The sequence below is a fragment of the Paenarthrobacter sp. GQ52 genome (genome assembly GCF_059759005.1).
The window spans coordinates 593711-617316 of the sequence record NZ_JCAXEJ010000001.1 but is presented as its reverse complement, the minus strand read 5'-3'; the positions used below and the strand labels follow the sequence as shown (position 1 = coordinate 617316).

20 protein-coding genes are annotated in these 23606 nt (G+C 63.0%); 4 read left to right on the top strand and 16 right to left on the bottom strand.

Translation table 11 applies throughout. The features are described from left to right. Positions 1 to 9 precede the first annotated feature (9 nt). The 5 genes from AC6CH8_RS02670 to tdh form a co-directional block, all read right to left on the bottom strand. Positions 10 to 927, bottom strand: coding sequence for an SIS domain-containing protein (locus AC6CH8_RS02670; protein WP_498188553.1), 918 nt, complete (start codon positions 925 to 927; stop codon positions 10 to 12). 201 nt (positions 928 to 1128) lie between these two features. Continuing rightward, on the bottom strand, positions 1129 to 2367 hold the full coding sequence (hutI, locus tag AC6CH8_RS02665) for an imidazolonepropionase (protein ID WP_498188552.1): 1239 nt from the start codon (positions 2365 to 2367) through the stop codon (positions 1129 to 1131). Between the two features lie 11 nt (positions 2368 to 2378). Continuing rightward, on the bottom strand, positions 2379 to 3476 hold the full coding sequence (locus AC6CH8_RS02660) for an NAD(P)/FAD-dependent oxidoreductase (protein ID WP_498188551.1): 1098 nt from the start codon (positions 3474 to 3476) through the stop codon (positions 2379 to 2381). Positions 3477 to 3665: 189 nt separating this feature from the next. After that, entirely contained in the window at positions 3666 to 4859 is a 1194-nt protein-coding gene (locus tag AC6CH8_RS02655; protein ID WP_498188550.1) for a glycine C-acetyltransferase, read from the bottom strand. Positions 4860 to 4903: 44 nt separating this feature from the next. Further along, on the bottom strand, positions 4904 to 5950 hold the full coding sequence (gene tdh / locus AC6CH8_RS02650; protein WP_454810122.1) for an L-threonine 3-dehydrogenase: 1047 nt from the start codon (positions 5948 to 5950) through the stop codon (positions 4904 to 4906). Positions 5951 to 6057: 107 nt separating this feature from the next. Between tdh and AC6CH8_RS02645 the strand changes: the two genes are divergently transcribed. Further along, positions 6058 to 6993, top strand: coding sequence for a LysR family transcriptional regulator (locus tag AC6CH8_RS02645; RefSeq protein WP_498188549.1), 936 nt, complete (start codon positions 6058 to 6060; stop codon positions 6991 to 6993). Between the two features lie 48 nt (positions 6994 to 7041). On the opposite strand, the gene AC6CH8_RS02640 is transcribed toward AC6CH8_RS02645, so the two are convergent. From AC6CH8_RS02640 to AC6CH8_RS02620, 5 genes are all read right to left on the bottom strand, one after another. After that, entirely contained in the window at positions 7042 to 8244 is a 1203-nt protein-coding gene (locus AC6CH8_RS02640; protein WP_498188548.1) for a Gfo/Idh/MocA family protein, read from the bottom strand. 17 nt (positions 8245 to 8261) lie between these two features. After that, positions 8262 to 9305, bottom strand: coding sequence for a LacI family DNA-binding transcriptional regulator (locus AC6CH8_RS02635; protein WP_498188547.1), 1044 nt, complete (start codon positions 9303 to 9305; stop codon positions 8262 to 8264). Between the two features lie 56 nt (positions 9306 to 9361). Continuing rightward, positions 9362 to 11020 carry a type 2 periplasmic-binding domain-containing protein gene (locus AC6CH8_RS02630; protein WP_498188546.1) on the bottom strand — a complete coding sequence of 553 codons (1659 nt, stop codon included), beginning with the start codon at positions 11018 to 11020 and terminating at the stop codon, positions 9362 to 9364. Positions 11021 to 11088: 68 nt separating this feature from the next. Further along, positions 11089 to 12012 (bottom strand): carbohydrate ABC transporter permease, encoded by a 924-nt coding sequence (locus AC6CH8_RS02625; protein WP_091466299.1) that lies wholly within the window; start codon positions 12010 to 12012, stop codon positions 11089 to 11091. 42 nt (positions 12013 to 12054) lie between these two features. Beyond that, positions 12055 to 13089, bottom strand: coding sequence for an ABC transporter permease (locus AC6CH8_RS02620; RefSeq protein ID WP_420180601.1), 1035 nt, complete (start codon positions 13087 to 13089; stop codon positions 12055 to 12057). 390 nt (positions 13090 to 13479) lie between these two features. Between AC6CH8_RS02620 and AC6CH8_RS02615 the strand changes: the two genes are divergently transcribed. Continuing rightward, complete coding sequence (locus AC6CH8_RS02615) at positions 13480 to 14496, top strand: formylglycine-generating enzyme family protein (RefSeq protein ID WP_498188664.1); 1017 nt, start codon at positions 13480 to 13482, stop codon at positions 14494 to 14496. Here the strand turns inward: AC6CH8_RS02615 and AC6CH8_RS02610 are convergent. The 5 genes from AC6CH8_RS02610 to AC6CH8_RS02590 all read right to left on the bottom strand — a co-directional run bounded on the left by AC6CH8_RS02610 (position 14493) and on the right by AC6CH8_RS02590 (position 20570). Beyond that, positions 14493 to 15053: a DUF5666 domain-containing protein gene (locus AC6CH8_RS02610; RefSeq protein ID WP_498188545.1), complete on the bottom strand. Its 561-nt coding sequence runs from the start codon at positions 15051 to 15053 to the stop codon at positions 14493 to 14495. The two genes, AC6CH8_RS02615 and AC6CH8_RS02610, sit on opposite strands and share 4 nt — an antisense overlap. A 106-nt stretch (positions 15054 to 15159) precedes the next feature. Then, entirely contained in the window at positions 15160 to 16668 is a 1509-nt protein-coding gene (gene gatB, locus AC6CH8_RS02605; RefSeq protein ID WP_498188544.1) for an Asp-tRNA(Asn)/Glu-tRNA(Gln) amidotransferase subunit GatB, read from the bottom strand. Then, positions 16668 to 18221 (bottom strand): Asp-tRNA(Asn)/Glu-tRNA(Gln) amidotransferase subunit GatA, encoded by a 1554-nt coding sequence (gatA, locus tag AC6CH8_RS02600; RefSeq protein ID WP_364306071.1) that lies wholly within the window; start codon positions 18219 to 18221, stop codon positions 16668 to 16670. Before gatA ends, gatB begins: the two co-directional genes overlap by 1 nt. A 5-nt stretch (positions 18222 to 18226) precedes the next feature. Further along, entirely contained in the window at positions 18227 to 18523 is a 297-nt protein-coding gene (gene gatC / locus AC6CH8_RS02595) for an Asp-tRNA(Asn)/Glu-tRNA(Gln) amidotransferase subunit GatC (RefSeq protein WP_017199363.1), read from the bottom strand. A gap of 550 nt (positions 18524 to 19073) precedes the next feature. Further along, positions 19074 to 20570 carry a CitMHS family transporter gene (locus AC6CH8_RS02590; RefSeq protein ID WP_498188543.1) on the bottom strand — a complete coding sequence of 499 codons (1497 nt, stop codon included), beginning with the start codon at positions 20568 to 20570 and terminating at the stop codon, positions 19074 to 19076. Between the two features lie 198 nt (positions 20571 to 20768). Between AC6CH8_RS02590 and AC6CH8_RS02585 the strand changes: the two genes are divergently transcribed. Further along, on the top strand, positions 20769 to 22469 hold the full coding sequence (locus tag AC6CH8_RS02585) for a sensor histidine kinase (protein ID WP_420181136.1): 1701 nt from the start codon (positions 20769 to 20771) through the stop codon (positions 22467 to 22469). Next, a complete protein-coding gene (locus tag AC6CH8_RS02580; protein WP_498188542.1) occupies positions 22462 to 23121 on the top strand; it encodes a response regulator in 660 nt (219 codons plus the stop codon). The genes AC6CH8_RS02585 and AC6CH8_RS02580 overlap by 8 nt, the downstream gene beginning before the upstream one ends. 79 nt (positions 23122 to 23200) lie before the next feature. On the opposite strand, the gene AC6CH8_RS02575 is transcribed toward AC6CH8_RS02580, so the two are convergent. Next, entirely contained in the window at positions 23201 to 23593 is a 393-nt protein-coding gene (locus AC6CH8_RS02575; RefSeq protein ID WP_011774164.1) for a RidA family protein, read from the bottom strand. Positions 23594 to 23606: the final 13 nt, after the last annotated feature.

Sequence of the window (23606 nt, the reverse complement as noted above, 5' to 3'; positions counted from 1 at the left end):
ATCGACTGCCTAGGCCGAGGCGTCGAGAATAACGGAACGCGTCAAGTTGCGGGGCAGGTCCGGATTCAGCCCACGGACGCGTGCACGCTCCAAGGTGACTTTGTGGACACGTGCCAGTTCGGCCAGGGGGTGCTTATCCGTGTGGATGTAAAGGGCGCCGGTGACGGCCATGTCGCTGTCCAAACCCTCGGGCTGGGTTCCGAACAGCCAGGTGACCCGGCCGGGGGCAGCGATGGAGATGGGGCCGTGGCGGTATTCCATGGCAGGGTATGACTCGGTCCAACCCTGCACGGCTTCGCGCATTTTCAAGCCGGCTTCGTGGGCCAGCCCAACCGTCCAGCCGGTGCCGAGGAAGGTGAATTGCTCGGCGTCCAGGAGTTCCTGGGAGACCTCTGCCGTCACTGCGTCACGGGCATCCTCGATTGCCTGCTGCACATCGATGCCAAGGCTGGTCAGCATGTAGACCAGCGCCGTGGTGGCGAAGCGGGTCTGCACCACGGAGCGCTCATCGGCGTAGTGGAGGCCCACCACGGCGTCTGCCCGATCGACGATCGGTGAGGAGGTGTCACCGATGATGGCCACGGTGGGGACAATCCCCTTCAACTCAGCCAGAATCTCGAGCACCTCAGTGGTGGTACCCGACCGGGTGATGGCCACAACGGCGTCGTACTGGCGATCGGCGCTGTTGCTGTTCAGGAAAGCCTCCGACGCGGCGAACGCATCCGTGACCCCCTTACCGGCGGATTCGCGGGCAGCGGCGTAGCTCTGGGCCATGAACCACGATGTGCCACAGCCGATCACGGCAATGCGCTTGCCGTCCGCTGGAAGCAGCTGCTCCGTACGGGCCTGCTCCACGGCGCGCTGCCAAACCTCGGGTTGGGAAACCAGCTCTTCTTCCATAAAGGCACCCAGTGTGTTCTCGCTCATCGTGTGTTCCGCTCCCGCTCAGCTTAATGACGTTTTCTGATCTATAGAAACACTAAACGATCATTTTCGATCTCACAAGGATCATCCGAGTGCAAAGACTGTTCAGTAACTGCGCGTCATCGGCGGGGAGCGCGAAACCCGAAAAAGAAGGGCTGCGTTCCAACTGGAACGCAGCCCCTCTTTCTTGTTCTTAACTTGTCCTCAGACAGCCCGGACGCCGGCCCGCCACACCGAATGAGTCAACGGAATCCCCGGACGGTACGCCAGATGCGTGGCCGACGGAGCCTTCAGCATGTGCAAATCTGCGCGATGTCCGACGGCGAGCGAACCCACCGCCCGCTCGCCGTCGACGTCGTTCCCGGCCTCACGGCCCAGCGCCAAAGCGCCGCCGTACGTCGCCGCACGGACGGCTTCATGAACGCTCAGGTGCATCTGAAGCACAGCCGTGGTGACGCAGAAGGCCAGGGAGCTGGTGTACGAGGTCCCCGGGTTGCAGTTGGCCGCAAGGGCGATTTGAACGCCGGCGTCGATCAATTCACGGCCTGGCGCCAGGGGCTGCCGGGTGGACAGATCACAAGCAGGAAGGCAGGTTGCGACGGTACCGCGATTGCCCGTGCCACTGGCCGGGTCCCAGCTTTCCCACGTTTCCGCGAGCACCGCGATGTCCTTTTCCGAGAGATAGTTGACGTGGTCCACGCTCGCCGCCGCAAACTCAACAGCCAGCGCCACCCCCGGGCCCTCCCCCAGCTGATTGCCGTGTACCCTGAGGCCCAGCCCGGCGTTGCGGGCAGCAGTGAGGACCCGACGCGACTGATCCTCCGTGAACGCACCCCGCTCGCAGAAGACGTCAGCCCAGCGGACATGCGGCAGGACGGCTTCCAGCATGGGGCCACACACCAGGTCCGTATACTCCTCAGGATCGGAGCCGTTCGGAACCAGATGCGCGCCCAGATAGGTGACCTCGTCCACTTCGGCTGCTGCGATGCGGGCGCTGCGGGCCTCGTTCTCCACGTCCAGCCCGTAGCCGGTCTTGCTCTCCAAGTACGTGGTTCCTTGCGAGACGGCTTCGGCTACACGGTCCCGCACGAGGCGGGTAAGTTCGTCGTCGCTGACGCTGCGCGTGGCACCCGTGGTGACGGCGATCCCGCCTGCGCTGTAGCTTTCGCCGGCCATGCGGGCCTCGAACTCGGCGGTGCGGTCACCTGCGAAGACGAGGTGCGAGTGCGAGTCAACCCAGCCGGGCAGGACGGCGCGGCCTTCGGCGTCGATCCTTTCGTCAGCGGACGGGGCGTCTTTGGCAGTGCCGATCCATGAAATCCGTTCGCCTTCGATCACGATGGCGGCATCCTTCAGGACCCGACGCTCCAGGTCCTGGGTCATCAGTTCGCCGATGTTGGTAATGACGGTGCTGCTTTTGTTCCCGCTCGTGATTCCGCTCATGCCCCTATTGTTCAGCGTCGGATGGACCAGCGTACGGCCGCAAGCTGCTCCGCTGTCCGGGATTCCGGACTGTGCTCCTTCACCTCGCCAAGGATCAGCGCTGCGGCCAGCTCGGCAATGGCGGAGGATGTTTGGAAACCGTAGCCCCCTTGACCGGCGAGCCAGAAGAAACCTGGCGCTTCGGCGTCGAAACCCACTACCGGGATTCCGTCCGCCGCTTCTGTCCTGAGTCCCGTCCAGGCACGGTCCACGGAGCGGATTCCAAGGGAAGTGACCGTGTTGAGTTTGCCGATCAATGCCTCCACGTCCCCGGCATAGGGTTTGGCGTCCTCGGCTCCGCTGGGCACTGTTTCCGACGGCGAAATCAACACCTGGTTGCCCTCAGCGCGGAAGTAGAACGAGTCATCAGCGGCACACACCATGGGCGTTTCCGGCGACAATGGATTCTCAACGTTCACAATCGCCGCAGTCCGGCGGTACGGCTGCAGTCCCAGCTTCTCCACACCGCTGATGACAGCCAACTCGTCCGCCCAGGCACCTGCTGCGTTAACCACGACGCCGGACTGGAAACCCTCCGTACCCGCGCCCAGCTGCCAGCCGATCCCCAGCCGCTGCGCTGAGTGCACTTTGGCCCCGGTGATGATGTCCACGCCCGCAGATTCCGCCGTCCGGCGGTGCTCCTCGAGAAGCAGGGGCGCGTTGCAGCCGAAAGAGCCGTTATCCAGTCCTGCTGCTGTGAACGATGCGGGCTTCAGTGCCGGGCACAGCTTCATCGCCTCGTCGTGGGTAATGGTGTGCATATTGCCGCTGGCCTCGGCCTGTACCGTTTCTTCGTCGCCCACCAGCATGAAGCCACGGGGTGTGAGGATGGGCGTTGTTGCCTCCGCGTCCCGGGCGGCCAGCACTTCGAGGGTGTGGATGGTCAGATCCTGGACCACGGCCGGACCGTAGCTGGGGATCAATTGCCGGGCAGAGCGGGAGGAAGTGTGGAAAGCCAAGGACTGCTCGGCCTCGACAAGGGCCACAGTGCACTTGCCTGCCAGCGCTGCGGCCAACGAGAGTCCGCCAATGCCGCCGCCAACGATTACCACGTCATAGTTCGAAGCCATGGCTCCATCCTGACAGACCGGACGCTCTCTCACATCCCAAGCCCTTCAGCCGAACGCTCGCTCACTTTCGTCAAGAAAGTGAGAGAAGGTTCGCCCCAAACCCCAGGGACGTGAGAGACGGTCCGCCCCAAACCCGAGGGACGTGAGAGACGGTCCGCCCCAAACCCGCGCGATGTGAGCGAGCGTTGCTTAGGCGACCGCGGCGCGACTCTTGACGAACGCCTGAACGCACGCTTCGACGTCGTCCGCGCTGTGCGCAGCGGAGAGCTGCACGCGGATGCGGGCCACACCCTTCGGCACCACAGGGAAGCTGAAGGCTGTCACGAAAACGCCGTTGTTGAGCATTTCGTCGGCAACCTTTGCCGCAACCACGGCATCGCCGAACATCACGGGGATGATGGCGTGTTCGCCGTCGAGGAGTTCGAAGCCTTCTTCGCTCATGCGGCGACGGAACAGCGCTGCGTTCTCGAACAGGCGGGTACGGAGTTCGCCGGACTCCTGCACGAGTTCGATCGCTTTGATGGTTGCCGCAACGATGGCCGGGGCAAGCGAGTTGGAGAACAGGTACGGGCGCGCCTTTTGACGGAGCATCGCCACAATTTCGCCGCGGCCGGAAACGTAACCACCCGAGGCGCCGCCGAGAGCCTTGCCGAAGGTGCCGGTGTAGATGTCTACGCGCTCGGAAACGCCGGCGTGCTCAGGGGTGCCGGCGCCGGTGGCGCCCATGAAGCCGACGGCGTGGGAGTCGTCCACCATGACCAAGGCGTCATGCTTCTCGGCGAGGTCGCAGATGGCCTCAAGCGGAGCGAGGTACCCGTCCATGGAGAAGACGCCGTCCGTGACGATGATCTTCCGGCGGGAGCCCTCGGCCTCAACCAGTTTGGCTTCGAGGTCTGCCATGTCCTGGTTGGCGTAGCGGAAGCGCGTGGCCTTGCTCAGGCGGATGCCGTCGATGATGGACGCGTGGTTCAGGGAGTCGGAGATGATGGCGTCTTCAGGACCGAAGAGTGACTCGAACACGCCACCGTTGGCGTCGAAGCAGCTGGAGAAGAGGATGGTGTCCTCAGTTCCCAGGAACTTGGAGACGCGGTTCTCAAGCTCCAGGTGAAGGTCCTGGGTTCCGCAAATGAAGCGCACGGACGCCATACCGAAGCCGCGCTCGTCCATCGCTGACTTGGCGGCGGCGATGATGTCCGGGTGGTCGGCCAGGCCCAGGTAGTTGTTGGCGCAGAAGTTCAGGACCTTGTTGGCCGGCTCGCCGAGCTGGCCCGCCGTGATGTGGCTGGCCTGCGGGGAATCGATGTGGCGTTCTGTCTTGAAGAGTCCGGCGCTGCGGATCTCTTCCAGTTCGCCCTGCAGCTGGTCTTTGATGGCTGAGTACATGGTGCTCCTAAAGTCTTTGGGGATCCGTTGGCAGTGCGTTCCGGTTACAGTTCGGTCCAGTCGAGGACCACTTTGCCGCCGGTTCCGTTGCGGGCAATTTCGAAGCCCTTTTCCCAGTCGGCTGCGGACAGTTTGTCTGTGACGACGGCGGAGATGCTGCGGTGCAGCACGGGGTTGGAGGACAGCATGGCACTCATGGCGTACCAGGTCTCGAACATTTCACGGCCGTAGATGCCCTTAAGCGTGAGCATGTGGGTCACTACCTTGCCCCAATCAATGTCGATGGACTGGCTGGGTAGGCCAAGCATGGCGATGCGGCCGCCGTGGTTCATGTTGTCGATCATCTCAGGCAGTGCCGTGGGGTGTCCCGACATTTCCAGTCCGATGTCGAAGCCTTCGCGCATGCCCAGTTCCTGCTGCGCCTCGCGAACGCGCATCTTTGAAACGTCGACTGCAAGGTCCACGCCCATCTGGCGAGCCAGCTCCAGGCGCGGTGCGGACACGTCCGTAATCGCGATCTTGCGGGCACCTGCGTGTCGGGCGACGGCGATGGCCATCAGGCCGATGGGCCCGGCACCGGTGATGAGCACGTCTTCGCCGACCAGCGGGAAGCTCAGTGCGGTGTGGACGGCATTGCCGAAGGGGTCGAAGATGGCGCCGAGCTCAGGGGTAACTGACTCGTCGTGGTGGACCCAGACATTGGTTTCCGGGATGACGACGTATTCAGCAAAAGCGCCATCGCGCTGCACGCCGACGGAGACGGTGTGGATGCACATCTGGCGACGTCCAGCACGGCAGTTGCGGCAGATTCCGCACACCACGTGGCCTTCGCCGGAGACCTTGTCCCCTACCTTGACGTCACGGACATCCTCACCGATTTCCACTACTTCGCCATAGAACTCGTGGCCGGCAATGAGGGGCGTTTCGATGATGCCCTGCGCCCAGGCGTCCCAGCTCTGGATGTGGAGGTCGGTGCCGCAGATACCGGTGGTCATCACACGGATCTTGACGTCGCTGGGGCCCGCTTGGGGCTCTGGACGTTCGACGAGTTCGAACCCTGCGTGGGGTCCGGATTTGTAGAGAGCCTTCATGGAATTCCTCACTGCCGGGGCTGCTTCACTGCTGCTCAATCCATTAGAGCTCCACTCATGATTTAGCACAACTAGAATCTTCTCAATCAACGATTTAGTATTTGCTAATGGAAATTCATCAGTTGCAGATGCTTCGCGAACTCGGAGACCTGGGAAGCGTGAAGGCTGTCGCTGAGACTTTGATGGTGACTCCGTCGGCAGTTTCACAACAGCTCGCACTGCTACAGAAATCCGTGGACGTGCCGTTGACGCGCAAAGAAGGCCGCGCTCTGGTGCTCACGGATGCGGGCCGCGTCCTGGCAGAGGCGGGTGCCGCCGTCGTGAACGCCATGGCAGACGCGCGGGCCGCGATCGGCGCCTATCACGACGCTCCGGACGCGCCGGTGAGCGTCAGCGCTTTTCACAGCGCGGGCCAGGCGCTGTTTGCGCCTTTGGCGGCACTGTTGGCGTCCGACGGCGGGAAGTCGCCTCGCCTGCGCCTCTCCGATGAGGATGTGGCCCAGGAGGATTTCCCGGGGTTGGCCGCACGGTACGACCTCGTTTTGGCACACCGCATGGACAACAGCCCGTCCTGGCCGGAAGACAAGGTAGCGGTGATTCCACTCGCCGATGAGCCTCTGGACGTTGCGCTCCCCGCGGATCACCCGCTGGCATCCCGGCGCGAACTGGAGCCGTCCGACGTCGTGGGTGAATCCTGGGTGACCAGCCGCGACGGCTACTCCCCTGCAGACGTCCTTGCCGCCGTCGTTGCTGTGAGTGGACGACCGGCAGAGGTACTGCACCGCATTAACGACTATTCGACGGTGGCGGCGCTGGTGTCTGCCGGTGGCGCGATCGGGCTGTTGCCGCGGTTCACGGCACGCCGCGTGCTGGACGCGGGAGTGGTGCTGCGTCCGCTGTCGGGAGTGAATTCGGTGCGCAAGATCGACATCCTGGCCCGGCCGGAGACACTGAAGCGAAAATCGGTCATGACGGTTTGCGAGTCACTTCAAACCGTCATGACCGAGCTTGTCGAACTATCGAGCCCACGCTCACCCAACTAGGTAGCAGCAGAGCGCGTTTTGAGCGCCCAAAACGCGCTTAAGTGCGACCTACTTGGGTCCGTCGCGGACGAGGGCGGGCTGGCCGGCGTCGAAGTACTCCACCAGTTCGGCCGGGAGCTCCGGTACCTCGCGGGCCGAGCCGTCACCGCGTAGGGATTCTGCCGCGAGGATGCCGGCCACAACCGCCTGTCGCGCTGCAATCGGGCTTGTCTGGGTCTGGCCGCCGTCGGAGGCAAAGCGCAGGAATTCCTCGATCAACCGAGGATCCGCTCCGCCGTGGCCACCTTCACCGTCCTGAATGGTGATGACCTCGTCCGGAGCCGCATAGCCGGACGTCCGGCTGGTCCACACGTTGATGGTTTCCCCCGGTCCATCGCCAAGGTTCTCGATCCGGCCCTTGGTGCCGATGACGGTGTAGTTCCGCCAGTAGTCCGGCGTGAAGTGGCACTGCTGGTAGCTGGCCAGGACACCGTTATCCAGCACCATGTTCATCATGGAAATGTCCTCGACGTCGATCACCTCCGCCAGGTCCTTCTGCTCGGTGGGCGGCCAGTTGTCCATGGAGAACCAGTCCCCCATGCGCTTGCCGGCGTTGTTGCTGCGGTTGGCCACGTCGCCGTAGACGGCAAGATCTCCGACGGCGGCAACCCGCTTGGTGTATCCGCCCGCCAGCCAGTGGATCACGTCGATGTCGTGGGCACCTTTTTGGAGGAGAAGGGACGTGACGTTGGCGCGCTGGGCGTGCCAGTCCTTGAAGTAATAATCTCCCCCGTGCCCCACAAAGTGGCGGCACCAGACCGCTTTGACGTCGCCGATCCTGCCGTCCTCGATCAGTTGGCGCATCTGGACCACCACAGGCATGTGGCGCATGTTGTGGCCCACGTACAAACGCGTCCCGGTCTCGTAGGCCGTCTTCAGGATCAGGTCCGCAGCCTCCACTGTGATGTCCAGTGGCTTTTCGCAGAAGGTGGGGATGCCCGCCTTGAGCGTTCGGACAGCGACGGCGGCGTGCTGGTTATCGGGGGTCAGGACCAGGACGGCGTCGATCCCGCTGCTCAGCAGCTCCTCAAGATCCCCTGTGACGCGGGCCGACGGGATGCGCTCAGCGGCGTCTCCCCGGCCACGTTCGCTGAGGTCACAAACAACAGTGACCTCGGAGCCTTGGCCCGGCTTGTGGGCGTGCTTCCACAACCCTGAACGCAGGCCGAAACCCACGATGCCGACCTTCAAATCCTTTTCCATGATGTGCAATTTCCTTCTGCTGATTCCTAGTAAAGCTTGGTTGCAGCGCTGCGGTGCGGCGCCGATTCTCGCACGAACAAGTGCCAGGGGAAGTCGAGGACGCCGGGTGACTCCGGCGCGGGGTGACCTGTTGCCCGCCGTAGGAGCAGCCGGGCGAGTTTGTCGAAGAAGTCAACAGGGCCCACGGTGCTCAGTGACGGTGACATCCGTTCGCCCTCCACGGTGTTGCCCACACCGATGATGTCCACGTCGGTGCCCACGGCGAGGCCCAGGCGCTGGGCTGCGTTGATGGCACTTACTGCTGCGTAGTCCGTGGTGGCATAGATGGCGGTGGGACGGTCCGGCAGGCTCAACAGTCGCGTTGCCGCCGCGTATGCCCCCGCGCTGGTGCCGTCGAACAGGCCAACGTAGTCGTCCCGTTCCTGGATCTTCGCCGCGGCCAAGGCATCCGAGTAGGCCCGGTACCTGGTCCCGCCAGAGGTGCCCGCTGCAGTTGCCGGGGTCAGGCAGGCAATCCTCCGGTGGCCGTGGAGCAGATGCTCCACGGCCATGCGGCAGCCGGGTCCGGCGATGGAACGGATGACATCGAAGCCGTCCGCTTGTACCTCTTCGTCAAAGACCACCAGCGTGGTGCCGTGCTCGGCGAGCTTGCGCAGGGCTTCCCGCTGATCAGGACGGACCGCATCCACGAACACAGCATCGGCATTATGAGTACCCAGGACTTTGACCCAATCGGCGTCACCCAGGATCATCGGTGTGACGCCGTGCGGGACTGCCGCCTTCTGAACAGCCTCAATGACGGACAACGACCACGGATCGGACAGCATGGTCAATGACAGGATCACGGTATTCGTGCGTCCCGTCCGGATGGCCCGGGCCGCCTGGTTGGGGCGGTAGCCAAGCCGCTCCGCAGCGGCCTTGACCTTTTCCGCCGTCGGATCCGACACTCCTGGTCCGCCATCACCGCGGCGACCCGACAGCACGTAGGAAACCGTGGCCGTGGAGACGCCCGCCAGTTCGGCCACCATGCGGATGGTCGGCCTGACTCCTGTGCTGCTCGCTTTTGCCATGGTTCCCCCTGCTGTGTTCTTCGTATTTGCGTGTTTGGTTCGTTGTTGGTTTGAGGCTAGCTCCTGAATACCGGCGCGTTGGGGTCCAACGCGGCCTGGTATTCATCGCGCATCTTGTCGCCGCCTTCACTCTTCCAGCGCTTGACTGCGTCCTTGAGTTCGTCGATCTTGGCGCGGCCGGTAATGATGTCCACTACCTTGTCGCGCAGCTGCTTGGTGATCTTGGCGCCCACCTTGGCGTTGGTGTCTGAGTAGGAACCGTTGGTGGGGTTGCGCCATGCGAACTCGAGCAGTTTTTCTTCCTGCTGACTGACGTAGCGTGTGTCGTCGTCGAAACCCGGATTGAAGATGACGTTCTCCGGGCTGGACATGATGTTCAACGCCGAAACCAGGCCGGGCGCATTGGTGGTGCCTGTTTCGGTGCGCGCCGGGTTGCCCGCGGCGTCGATGGTGTAGTCCTGGCCCAGCTCGCCGAAGTTCTTCTGCATGTACTCCACCGTGCCGAACGGCGCCGACAGGTAGTTGATCAGCGCCAGCAGCTCGCGGATCTTGCCCTCTTCAGCCTTCTTGAACGGGGTGAAGCCCACGGTTCCGTAGCCCATGTCGTAGACGGGCTTGACCTTGCCGTCTGCACTGAACGGAATCAGGATGTCGAACTGGGCGTCTTTGTTCAGGGCACGGTAGCTGCGGATATCGTGCGGACCCACCACCACTTGAGCTGCCACGCTGCCGTTGGCGACGCGCGACCGGATGTCCGTCGCTTTGGAGTCAGGGTAGAAGACTCCCGCTGCGAACATCTTGGCGGTGAACTCCACGCCGGCCATGTACTCATCGGTTTCGTACAGGTGGGTGAGGGTGCGGTCCTTATTGACGGCCCAGCTGTTTGGGGCACCAAACCATTCAGTGACCATGTGGAGGGCATTGATGTACGCGGGTTCCAGCGCGTACTTCTGGTCGCCGGGACGGGTCAGTTCCTTGGCTTTTTCCAAAAATTCTTCGGCACTGGCAGCTTCGAAGCCACCCACCTGGGCCCACATCTCGTGGTTGCCAAGGTACACCTGACCGAACGGGGTGCTGGGGATGGGAGCTCCCCAGATCTTGCCGTTCACGACGGCGGTCTTCCAGGAATCGGGCTTAAGTGCGGCCAGGTTGGGGTACTCAAGAACAGCGTCACCGGATAGGTACGGCGTCAGGTCCTGGAATTTGGCCTCCAGCATGGGTCCGACGTTGGGGATGCCCTGGTTCGGTGGAACCCACATCATGTCCGGAAGATCGTTGCTGGCCAGGACAGTGGCGAACTTTGCCGGGTAACCGTCTCCGATGTCTTCGGCGATTTGCAGCTCCAGGTCGCAGCCGAGCTTGGAATTGAGGCGCTGCCAGAAGGGGTTGTCCTTCAGGCCCGGGCTCATGGTGTCGAAGGTTTCGGTCAGGCCGGTGACCTTGCCCTTAAGCGGCGGCGTTTTGACGGACTGCACAGCAGTGGGCAGTTTGAAGTAGCCGGCTTGGAGACCCTTGGCGTTACCGGCGATGTCCGGGGTGACACCCGTGAATTCCTTGTACGTTGGCAGCTTGACCGACGCGGAGGCAGCAGCGCCTCCGTTGCTCGCGGCTCCGCCACCACCGCAGGCGGACAAACCTGCAGCGGTCACGGCCAGGCCGGCAAGGCCAAGGAAACCGCGGCGGCTGAATCCAGCCTGAGAGGTAGTGCTCGTCATGGCATAACCCTTTCTGGTTAATTGCTTCATTTCTGAGGATTGTGAGTTTCGGTCATTGAGGAGCTGTATCAGCCCTTGACGGCGCCTGTGATGACGCCCTTGGCAAAGTGCTTTTGGAGGAACGGGTAGACCATCAGGATCGGGACGAGTGCCACCACCACAACGGCCATCTGGATGGACTGCGGCGGCGGAGTGGTGGTGATTCCCAACTGGTCCGCTGCACCGCTGCCCTGGACCACGAAGTTGCGGAGCAGCAACTGGATGGGCCACTTGCTGTGATCGTTGATGTAGAGCAGGGCGTTGAAGAACGAGTTCCAGAACCCGACCGCGTAAAACAGTCCGACGACGGCGATCACGGCTTTGGACAGCGGCATCACAATTCGCCACAGGATTTGCCAGTCGTTGGCGCCGTCGATCCTGGCACTTTCGATCAGTTCACCCGGGATGTTCATGAAGAACGAACGCATCACCACAAAGTTGAAGGCCCCGAAGATTCCCGGGAGGATCAGCGACCACAACGAATCCAGCAGACCGAGTTGGCGGATCATCAGGAACGACGGAATCAGGCCCGGCGCAAACAGGAGAGTGAACAGGACTGCGAGGATCACCGGCCGGCCGAACAGAACAGTGCGGCTGGTGGCGTAAGCCATGGTGATGGTGACGAACAGCGCCAGGATGGTGCCAACCGCTGTGACCAGCATGCTGACCCCGAGTGATTGCAGCACCATGGGTCCCTTGAAGATGGTGGCGTAGGCCTCCAAGGTTGGACGTTCCGGCCAGAGCACGAACCCGCCGGCCTCCACGAGCTGTTCGGTGTCGGCTAGGGAGGTTGAGACCACCAGCAGAATGGGCGTCAGGATGGACAAGCTGAAGACAATCAGGACTACCGCTTTGACCGTTTGATACAGGGCGGAAGGTTTTTCCTTCCACACGGGGCGCTTGGGGTTGTAGCTAAGCTCCCGGGGTTTCTTGGTGAAAAGTGTTGTTGCCATGGGGTTCTCCTTGTGCGACAGGCGCGCGGGTCAGCGTGGCTTTCAGCGCACTTGTTTTGCGAAGATTCCGTCTTCGCCGAAGCGGTGGGCAAGTTTGTTGGCGCCGTAGATCAGCAGCGCGCTGACTACGCCCTTGGCCAGGCCGGCTGCCGCGCCCGAGCTCCAGCCGCCTCCTACCACGCCGGTGTAGTAGGTGAAGGTGTCCAGCACTTCCGCGGCTCCGGCTCCCACGGCGTCCCGCTGCAGGATGAACTGTTCAAATCCGACGGAAAGAATGTCGCCGATGCGAAGGATGAGGAGGAGGACGATCACGGGCCTGAGGCCGGGCAGGGTGATGTGCCACATCCTGCGCCATCGTCCCGCGCCGTCAGCCGCTGCAGCTTCGTAGAGCGAAGCATCAATGCTGGCCAACGCAGCGAGGAAGATGATCATGGCCCAGCCGGCGTCTTTCCAGATCATCTGGACCACCACCATCACCGGGAACGTCTCCGGGTTGGTCATGAAGGGAATTGGCTCCATGCCCCAGTCCCGGAGCAGGTTGTTGACGAAGCCTGCACCGCCCAGCATTTGCTGGAAGAACGCGATCACCAACACCCAGGACAGGAAATGCGGCAGGTAGGCGATGCTTTGGAAGATCCGCCGAACCCTGGTGCTGATCAGTGAATCCACAATCAGCGCCAATACCAGCGGCACGGGGAACAGGAAGACCAGCTGCCAGGCGGCGAGGTACAGGGTGTTCCAGAAAGCGTGAACGAAGTCCGGATTGCCGAAAAGGTCTACGAAGTTCTGCCAGCCGACCCACAGGCTGTCACCGATGCCCAGATAGGGCTGGTAGTCCTGGAACGCTATGACGTTGCCGAGGATCGGTATGTAGAAGAAGAGCAACAGGAAAGCCACCCCCGGGAGCATCATGAGCAGCATCTGCTTGTCACGTCGCAGGCGCGATCGGAAACTCTGCTGCGGGACCTTGCTCCTCTTCCGCTTCTTGGGACCGGGTCCGGAGGCGTTTCCGCCTGGCGGACCCGGGACTCGGCGAGCTTCGGGCAATGCCGGAGCCTTTTCCGTCGTCGAGTTCATGCTGTCTCCTCAAGTGCTGTGCCGAAACCACCAATGTGATTTAGACCACGCTCGTTAACCGTTTAACAAACCATAAGTGACTCGCATCGCTTTTTGCAAGATGATGATCGAAACTGAGCACAGAAATCACTTTTCATCACTCTGCGGCGTGTGGGGCTGCCCGATGCCCGCACCCGTTGCCGCCGATCGCCCCCGTAAAAACGGGTGCGCCCGGCGGAAAGGGTGCGCCACAGGCGTATGAGTGGTGCGCCCGGCGGAAAGGGATGCGCCACAAAGCGTACGAGGATGCGCCTAGCCGCAACGGGTGCGCTCGCTGGATGGGTGCAGCGTGTGGCAGGCAACCGGACCCCGCTAAAGTACTAGCAGGTGGAATTCAGACAGAAGGTTGAGATGGCAGATTGCTGTAGCCCCGGTGCTGGCGCCCGGGCGCACTCCGAGCCGGGGCCGGGACTCCCCCTTCGAACCGCCGGCGACCATCCGACGGCGAGCACCGCCGTCGAGCCTTCCGCCGCCGTCGGCGCCTCACACGTAGGCGAAGTCAATGACGTCGAGATTCCCGCGGGAACCTTCGCCATGGGCGATCCCTTCAACGAGGGCTACGGCGACGACGGCGAGTCGCCTGTGCACGAAGTGTCCGTCTCAAAATTCCGGATCAGCGCCACCACCGTAACCAATGAAGAGTTCGCCGAGTTCGTCGACGCCACTGGCCACCGCACCGAGTCGGAAACCTACGGAACGTCAGCGGTGTTCCACCTTGCCGTGAAAGCAGACCCACGCGACATCCTCAACAGGGTCAACAACGTCCCGTGGTGGTTCAACGTCCGTGGTGCCGACTGGGCGCACCCGGCCGGACCACTCTCCAGCTGGACAGACATCCCCGACCATCCCGTCACGCATGTTTCGCACAACGATGCCTTGGCGTACTGCCTTTGGGCCGGCCGTCGCCTGCCCACGGAAGCCGAGTGGGAATACGCGGCCCGCGGCGGGCTGTCCGGGCAGCGCTATCCCTGGGGCAATGACCTGCACAACGAAGCGCCCGACCAAGCCGCTCATAACTGCAACATTTGGCAAGGGGAATTCCCATCCCTCAACACGATCGACGACGGTTACCTCACCACCGCGCCCGCCAGGTCATTCCGCCCCAACGGCTACGGGCTGTACCAAACCAGCGGAAATGTCTGGGAGTGGTGCAGCGACTGGTTCCTTCCCAAGTACTACAAGACGTGCCTGGCACAAGGAACAGTGGAGAACCCGCAGGGGCCCAGCGTCGGCCGCGGAAGGGTCATGCGCGGTGGCTCCTACCTCTGCCACGACTCGTACTGCAACCGCTACCGCCTCGCAGCGCGGAGCTCAAACACGCCGGACTCTGCCAGTGGCAACCTGGGCTTCAGGACTGTGGCGCTCTAAAACTTGGGGCCGTGGCCGCGCTTTGGTCCGTGACCCTTGACGCCCGCCGGCAGTTCTCCTGACACGATCTTTGTCGCTGTCACGGCGTCGCCGTCCTTGGCGCCGCTGACTCTTACTTTGTTGCCGGCCTTGAGGTCGGCAACGGTGGCAGCAGGCAGCGACGGCCTGCCCCTGCCGTTCCTGAGCTCGGAGAGGTCGGTGGGAACCTGGGTGATCCGTGTATCCGCGGTGATCAAATAGCGTTGAGTGAAGCTGTCTTCGCTCTTCACGGTCATTTCGGTGTCGCTAACCGATTCGATGGTTCCGGCTTGCGTCACGACGATGCGGTAGCTCCCGTCCTGCTGCTTCACCACGTGTTCGCCGTGGATAGCCTGCCCACGGCCTTCTGTGGCCTTGGCCTTCCCTGATGCGGAAGAGCCGGGAGAAGTAGAAGAGCTCGACGGCGAAGGGCTGGGTTGGGTGCCCGCCCACACAGCGGCTGCCCCGCCGCCGGTCAGGGCGACAGCGATCCCGCCGGCAAGAAGGCCCTTGCGAAGGCCCGGTTTGAGAGTGGCCATGCATCCATTGTGCGCCCTCTCCACACAAAAGCAGCTCGCAGTTGTGGCTGTTCTGAGCTTTCAAACAACCACAACTGCGAGCTACCTGGGCATCAAACTGCGGGACTTAGCCCTCGACGCCAAGCTTCGCCAAGATGAGCTCGCGGACACGTCCGGCGTCGGCCTGGCCACGGGTGGCCTTCATGACGCCGCCAACGATCGCCCCGATGGCCTGGACCTTGCCACCACGGATCTTCTCCGCCACGTCAGGCTGTGCTGCCAGTGCTGCGTCGATGGCTTCCAGGAGCGGACCGTCGTCGGACACAACCGCGAGGCCGCGCTTCTCGACGATCTCCGCCGGGGTGCCTTCGCCGGCGAGCACGCCGTCCAGGACCTGGGTGGCCATCTTGTTGTTGATCTTGCCGTCTTCAACCAGCTTGTTCAGCTCGACGATGACCTGCGGTGTGACACCAAGCTCGGAAGGATCGACGTCGGCAACCTTGGCGCGGCCTACGATCTCACCCATCCACCACTTGCGGGCAACATCCGCGGAGGCACCTGCTGCGATGGTTTCCTCGATGGAGTCCATGACGCCGGCGTTCACAACGTCGCGGAACTCCAGATCCGAGTAGCCCCAAGCTTCCTTGAGGCGCTTGCGGCGCTCGGCCGGCGGCTCGGGAAGGGTGGCGCGGAGTTCCTCCACCCACTCACGGGAGGCGACGACGGGAACCAGGTCCGGCTCCGGGAAATAGCGGTAATCGTCGGCGTCGGACTTGGGCCGGCCCGACGTCGTCGAACGTGTGTCCTCGTGCCAGTGCCGTGTCTCCTGGATAACCGGCTCGCCGGAATCGAGGACGGCAGCGTGGCGCTGGATCTCGTAACGGACGGCGTGCTCGACGGCGCGCAGCGAGTTCACGTTCTTGGTCTCCGAACGGATGCCGAACCGTTCCCGGCCGTGCGGGCGCAGGGAAACGTTGGCGTCGCAACGGACGTTGCCGCGTTCCATCTTGGCATCGGAAACACCAAGGTTCTTCACGATCTCACGGACTGCGGCGACGTACGCCTTGGCCAGCTCAGGCGCACGGCTACCGGCGCCCTCGATCGGCTTGGTGACGATTTCAACCAGCGGTACACCGGAACGGTTGTAGTCCACCAGTGAGTAGTCGGCACCCTGGATACGGCCCGCAGCACCACCCATGTGGGTCAGCTTGCCGGCGTCCTCTTCCATGTGGGCGCGCTCGATCTCCACGCGGAAGACCGTGCCGTCCTCAAGCTCGATGTCGAGGTAACCGTCGTAGGCAATCGGTTCGTCGTACTGCGAGGTCTGGAAGTTCTTGGGAGTGTCCGGGTAGAAGTAGTTCTTCCGGGCGAAGCGGCAGGACTCGGCGATCTTGCAGTTAAGGGCAAGGCCGATCTTGATGGAGGACTCCACGGCCGTCTTGTTCACCACGGGCAGTACGCCGGGCATGCCCAGGTCCACCTCATTGACGTTGGTGTTCGGCTCGTCGCCAAAGACGTTCGGTGCGGAGGAGAACATCTTGGTCTTGGTGTTGAGCTCCACGTGGACCTCGAACCCCAGGACAGGATCGTACTTCTCCATGGCCTCTTCGAAGCTCAGGGTTGCATCGACGGACATTAGTTGGAACCTCCGGCGGTGGTTGTGGCAGAACCAAGAACAGGCGCCTGCGCAAGCATCGGGCCGCCCCACTTCTCTTCAAGGATGGATTCGAGGACAGCACCCACGCGGTACAGACGGGCATCCTGGCGGGCAGGAGCCAGCAGCTGGATGCCGACGGGCAGGCCGTCTTCGTCAGCCAGGCCGCCAGGCAGGGACAGGCCCGGGATACCAGCAAGGTTGGCCGGGATGGTGGCGACGTCGTTCAGGTACATCGCCAGCGGATCGTCCAGCTTCTCTCCCAGCTTGAACGCCGTTGTGGGCGCCGTCGGGGAGATCAGGACATCGGCCTTCGCGAAGGCGGCGTCGAAGTCGCGCTGGATCAGCGTCCGGACCTTCTGTGCTGAGCCGTAGTAAGCGTCGTAGTAGCCGGCGCTCAACGCGTAGGTTCCCAGGATGATGCGTCGCTTCACTTCGTCGCCGAAGCCGGCAGCACGGGTAGCACCCATGACGCGCTCGATGGTCATGGGACCATCCTTGGGCAGCACGCGCATGCCGAAGCGGACGCCGTCGAACTTGGCCAGGTTGCTGGACACCTCAGACGGCATGATCAGGTAGTAAGCGCCCAGGGCGTACTTCAGGTTGGGGCAGGAAACCTCGACGATTTCAGCGCCGGCATCCTTCAGCAGTTGAAGGGACTCGTTGAAACGGTTCTCGACGCCGGCCTGGTAGCCCTCGCCGTGAAGTTCCTTCACGATGCCAATCTTCATGCCGGCAACGTTGCCCACGCGCGCGGCAGCAACAAGATCGTTGAACGGATCGGTCAGCGACGTGGAGTCAAAGGGGTCGTGGCCGCCAATGACTTCCTGCAGCAGCGCCGAGTCCAAGACCGTACGGGAAACCGGGCCGATCTGGTCCAACGACGACGCCATGGCAATGGCACCGTAACGGGAAACAGCACCGTACGTCGGCTTCACGCCAACGGTTCCGGTGACGGCACCCGGCTGGCGGATCGAGCCACCGGTATCGGTACCGAGCGCCAGCGGCGCTTCGAAAGCGGCGACGGCGGCAGCAGAACCGCCGCCCGAACCGCCGGGAATCCGGTCCAGATCCCACGGGTTGCGGGTGGGGCCGTACGCCGAGTGCTCCGTGGAGGAACCCATGGCGAATTCGTCCAGGTTGGTCTTACCCAGGATGGGCATCTTAGCTGCGCGCAGCTTCTTCACCACGGTAGCGTCGTACGGGCTGTGCCAGCCCTCAAGGATCTTCGAACCAGCCGTGGTGGGCTGGCCGATCGTGACAATGAGGTCCTTCACTGCGATCGGCACACCAGCGAGGGCATGCAGCTCCCCGGCAGCGGAACCACCGGCGGCGCGGGCAGCGTCAACCTCGGCCGCAACAGCCAAAGCCTCTTCAGTATTGACGTGCAGGAAGGCGTTAACCTGACCATCGACGTCGGCAATGCGGTCAAGATGCGCCTGCGTCACCTCGACGGCGGTCACCTCGCGGGCGGCCAGCTTCGCAGCGAGATCGGCAGCGGAGTGGTGGATGAGTTCGTTCTTCAGCTCAGTCATAGTGATTAGTCCTCATCCAGGATTGCCGGGACCTTGAAACGGTTCTCGTAAGCATCCGGAGCGCCGGACAACGCCTGCTCAGCCGTGAACGTGTGGCCCACAACGTCCTCGCGGAACACGTTGGTCAACGGAATCGGGTGCGACGTCGCCGGGACGTCCTCTCCCGCAGCTTCGCTCACGCTCTTCACCGAATCCACAATGACAGCAAGCTCAACAGCCATCCTGTCCAGTTCTTCGGCACTCATTTCAATGTGAGCCAGACGCGCAAGATGCGCGACGTCGTCACGGTTGATCGCAGCCATGGATCTCCCCTGCAAAGTTCAAATGGTTTTCCGAACCAGTCTACTTGGCTGTGCGGGACGATACCGACGCCGAATGGGTGAGCAGCAGGTGCCGTGGCGCCTTTCGGCGGTCCGCGCGACGCTCCCTCGGCTGCTCGCTCGTTCCTCGCTTAGACGCAGCCTACGGGAGGTCCCGCCCACCGCCAATGTGCCTCGCTCTCCTAACGCCGAACCCACCCAGCGCCGAGTCACCCCCCCACACCAAAGCGAGACAGCAAAGCGGACCATTTTCGCGTTGCTGTCCCGTTTGTTGTTTTGGGTTGGGCGCTGGGTGGGTTTGCGGGGGCGGACTGGGTCTGACTCCGCAGCGGCCGGTGGGCCTCCTACGCAAAACTGAACCCGGCATCCGGTTGGCCCTGAACGCGAAACGAACCAGGCATCCGGAAGCTTGCGTCAAAGCGACGAAGGAGCAGCAAGCGGAGGATGTCTGGTTCGTTTCGCGGCGCGGCGCGGAGGATGTCTGGCCCGGTTTTGCACCTCAGGTGCAGACGGGTGCTTTGGGAACGGCAGCCTAGCCGATGCCGATTGCTCCGGTCAGGACGCCGACTGCCAACATGACCACCGAGATGACGGCCGTGCGCCAGAGGACCTTTTTGTGGTGGTCGCCCAGGTCTACCTTGGCGAGGGAGACCAGCAGGAGGATCGCCGGAACAAGGGGGCTTTGCAGGTGGAAGGGCTGCCCGGTGATGGAGGCGCGGGCCATGTCCACTGCATCTACGCCGTAGTGCGCGGCGGTTTCGGAAAGGACCGGCAGGACTCCGAAGTAGAAGGCGTCGTTGCTCATGAAGAACGTCATCGGAATGCTGAGGAGGCCGGTGATGACCGCCATGAACGGGCCCATCTCGGCGGGAATGATCTGGACCAGCCACTCGGACATTGCCTTGACCATGCCCGTGCCGTTGAGGACACCGGTGAGGACCGCGGCAGCCATGACCATGCTGACGACGGCGACGATGGACGGTGCGTGGGCGATCAGCTGTGCGCCTTGGTCCTTGACCTTGGGGAAGTTGACCAGCAGGGCGATCGCGGAGCCGACCATGAAGACGAACGGCAGCGGAACGATGTTGGCCACCAGGACCACCATGACGGCAACGGTCAGGCCCAGGTTGAACCAGAACAGCTTGGGACGCAGCGTTGAGCGGTTGGGGTCAAGGGCAGTGTCTGCCATGGCGGTGTCGTGATCGTCCACCAGGGTGGCCGGATCTTCAAGAACCGCGACGCCGGAACCTCCGCCGCTGCCAGGCTTGCCTGCGGTTGCGCCGGTGCGGGCAAAGCCGAAACGACCAGCGCCAAATCCTGAACCCGAACCCGCGGCAACCGAACCGCCGCGGCCTGTGCCGCCGTCGAACGCTTCCGAAGGATCGGCGATGTCGCCCCAGATCTCGGGGGCAGTGGTGCGGAGGCGGTTGCGTTCCTGGAGGCCGAGCAGCCACGCGAAGACCATGACCACAATGAGGCCGACGATCAGTGAAGGGACCATGGGGACGAAGACGTCGTTCACATCAAGCTTAAGCGCGGTGGCTGCACGCGCCGTGGGGCCGCCCCAGGGCAGGATGTTCATGGTGCCGTTGGCGAGGCCCGCCACACAGGTGAGGACCACTGGGCTCATCTTGAGACGCAGGTAGACCGGGAGCATGGCAGCCGTGGTGAGGATGAAGGTTGTGGATCCGTCGCCATCCAGGGAGACAGCCGCCGCCAGGATGGCGGTGCCGAGGACAACCTTTGCGGGGTCGTTGCCCAGCTTGCGCAGGATGAACTTCACCAGGGGGTCGAACAGTCCGACGTCGATCATCAGGCCGAAGTAGATGATGGCGAACATGAGGAGCGCGGCCGTGGACGTCATGGACTTCATGGAGTCCATCACCATGTCGCCGATGCCGAGGCCCGCTCCGGCGAAAAGGCCGAAGACTGTGGGGACGATGATCAGCGCCAGTACTGGCGTCAATTTTTTGGTCATGATCAGGACCATGAATACCGCAATCATTGCGAATCCAAGCAAAACCAGCACGGCCGGCTCCTTACTACTGTGAATGGCGCCACGTCGGTGTGATGCGCACTACAGACGATATGGTGGCGGCCGTCACGGACAGGGGTTTCCGGGAATTGTTGGGAATACTGCTCGTTGCGAACGTTTTGCGCATTGTGCTCAGTGATTCAATGGATCAGGAGGAAAGGAGCAAAGGTGCCGCGCAACAGCCGGGTCAGCATGCGTTTCTCCACCCAAACCCTTCTCCTGCAGTTGGGGGTTGTCCTGCTGGTGGTCCTGCTCAGCGGCACGGTCCATGCCTGGCTGGTGTACGAACGGATCGGTACCGAAGCCGAAAACCAAGCACTCACCCTTGCAAGGACGGTCGCCGCGGATCCGGATATAAGGTCCGGCGTCCAAGCCATCAGCAAAGATGAAGGGACGCCTCCCCCGGATGTCCTCGCCGGCGGCACGCTGCAGGCTGCGGCCGAAGCGGTTCGGATCCGGACCGGGGCCCTGTTCGTGGTGATCACCGATGAAACGGGGCTGAGGCTGGCCCACCCGGACACGGCACGGTTGGGCGAACGCGTCAGCACGGATCCATCAGTTGCACTGGGCGGGCAGGAAATCACCACACGCAACACGGGAACGTTGGGACCATCGGCGGGGGCGAAGGTCCCGGTGTTCGCGCCGGAGAGTTCCGACTCGATCGTGGGCGAAGTCAGCGTTGGCTATTCCGTGGAGTCGTTCAGCAACAGCCTGGCCCGCGACATCGTGCCCATTGCACTCACCGCCGGCGGTGCACTTCTTGCCGGCGTCCTGGCGTCCTTCCTGCTCCGGCGCAGGCTGCAGCGGCTCACGCTCGGATTGGAACCGGAAGAAATCAGCACCCTGGTCCACGACCAGGTTGCCGTGCTCCAAGGTGTGGATGATGGCGTGATCGGCATCGCCGCAGACGGACGCATCTCGGTGTTTAACGCCGCCGCTGCACGACTCTTGGACATGCCCGACGCCACCGGCCAGGACTGGGCGTCCGCCGCCGTTCCCGAGCAACTCAAGCAGCTCACCCAGCCCGCAGCCCGTGACGCCGAAGCCGTGGAAATTGTTGCCGGCGGACGCGTCCTGGTCGCCAGCGCGCGCAAAGCGTGGCATCGGCAGGAGGACCTGGGCTGGGTTGTCATGTTGCGGGACCGTACTGAATTGCAGCAACTCACCCGCCAACTCGACGCCGTGGGGACCATGTCCACGGCCCTCCGCGCCCAGCGCCACGAATTCGCCAACCAATTGCATACCATCGCCGGTTTCATGAGCATCGGCCAGCACGATGCCGCCAAAGAGTACCTCGCCCGCATCTCGGCCACAGGGCCATTGAAGTTCCCGGTGGAGCAGGCCGAACTGCTCCAGGACACGTACCTTCAGGCGTTCATTGGCGCCAAGGGGGTGGAAGCATCCGAGCGCGGGGTATCCCTCCGCATCGGACCCGAAACGCTGGTCCGTGGACACGTGGCCGATCCCCAGGACGTGACCACCGTGCTCGGCAACCTGATCGACAACGCGGTGAGTGCCGCCGTCGGCGGTTCTTCAACGGAACGTTGGGTGGAAGTTGAACTGCTGGATGATGTCACCCAAACCGGTGGAACCCTGCACATCGTGGTGGGCGATTCGGGCGACGGCTTGGGGAACCTGGAGCCGGATGAGGTTTTCGCTGAGGGATTTACGACGTCGGAACGACCGGTACGCTCGGGGGCTGGACAAGGTTTGGGGCTGGCGCTGGTGCGGCAGCTTGCGCGGCGGCGCGGAGGTGATGTCCGCGTTCTGGAGCCCGGCAGCCACGGCGGACCGGGGGCAGTGTTCATGGCCACCATCCCTGGCGTCATGGATTCCGCGGAGCACGCGGGCGCAGGGGCGGACTTAACGTTGAGGGAGGACAGCAATGGCTGAGGATTTGCGGGTATTGATCGTGGATGACGACTTCCACGTGGCAAGACTCCATGCAGCCTATGTGGATTCCGTGGCCGGCTTCATGGCCTTGGCGCCGGCCGGGTCGGTTTCCCAAGCGCTGCAGGCGATCCACAGCCTGCGTCCCGATCTGGTGCTGCTGGACGTGTATTTGCCGGACGGCTCAGGCTTGGACCTGCTGGGTCAGCTGGACGTTGACGCGATCATGCTTACTGCTGCCTCGGACGCGCAATCCATCAAGGTTGCACTGCGGCGCGGCGCCTTGGGATACATGCTGAAGCCGTTCACGGCCGAGTCCCTTTCCCAACAGCTCCGGTCCTACGCCCGGTATCGCCGGATCCTGGGGCACCAGACAGCCGTTGACCAGACCACCATTGAGCGAGCCAAGCGGTCCCTGATTCCGGGCGATGTAACACCGTCAGCCAAGCCGCGGTCCGCGACGGAGGCGGCGGTTCTGGAATCGTTGCTTCCCGGAGAGCAATATTCGGCCGCCGAGGTTGCTGAGCGGGTAGGCGTTTCCCGGGCCACAGCGCAAAGGTACCTGTCCTCGCTAGCGGACGATGGCGCCGTCGAAATCCAACTGCGCTACGGAAGCACAGGCCGCCCCGAACACCGCTACGGCGTCCCGGGCTAACCCAACTAGGTCGCATTTGTGCGCGTTTTGAGGGCTCAAAACGCGCACAAATGCGACTCAGTTGGGTGCGGTAGGTGGGTTACGCGGACTTCTGCGCCACGAGCTCGATCTCCACCAGCATCTGGGGATCCAGGAATGGCAGGACGTGCACCAAGGCCAGCGTGGGACGGATCTCGCCGAAGACCTCACCGTGAGCGCGGCCGGCGTCCTCCCATTTGCTGATGTCCGTCAGGTACAGCTTGGACTGGACCACGTCCTCGTAAGAGAACCCGGCGTCTTCGAGCACAGCGCCGAGCTTCTCCAGGATGTACTTGGTCTGCGAGTAGAAGTCATCGCCAACAATCGCCTGTTTGCCATCAACGAGCCCTGAGGCAGCCGTGGCAGAAATGAAGAGTGTGTTGTCCACCTGGACTGCGCGGGAGTACCCCAGAGTCTGCTCCCAGACTGAACCCGTGCCGAATGTCTTGCGCATGCCGCGCCTTTCC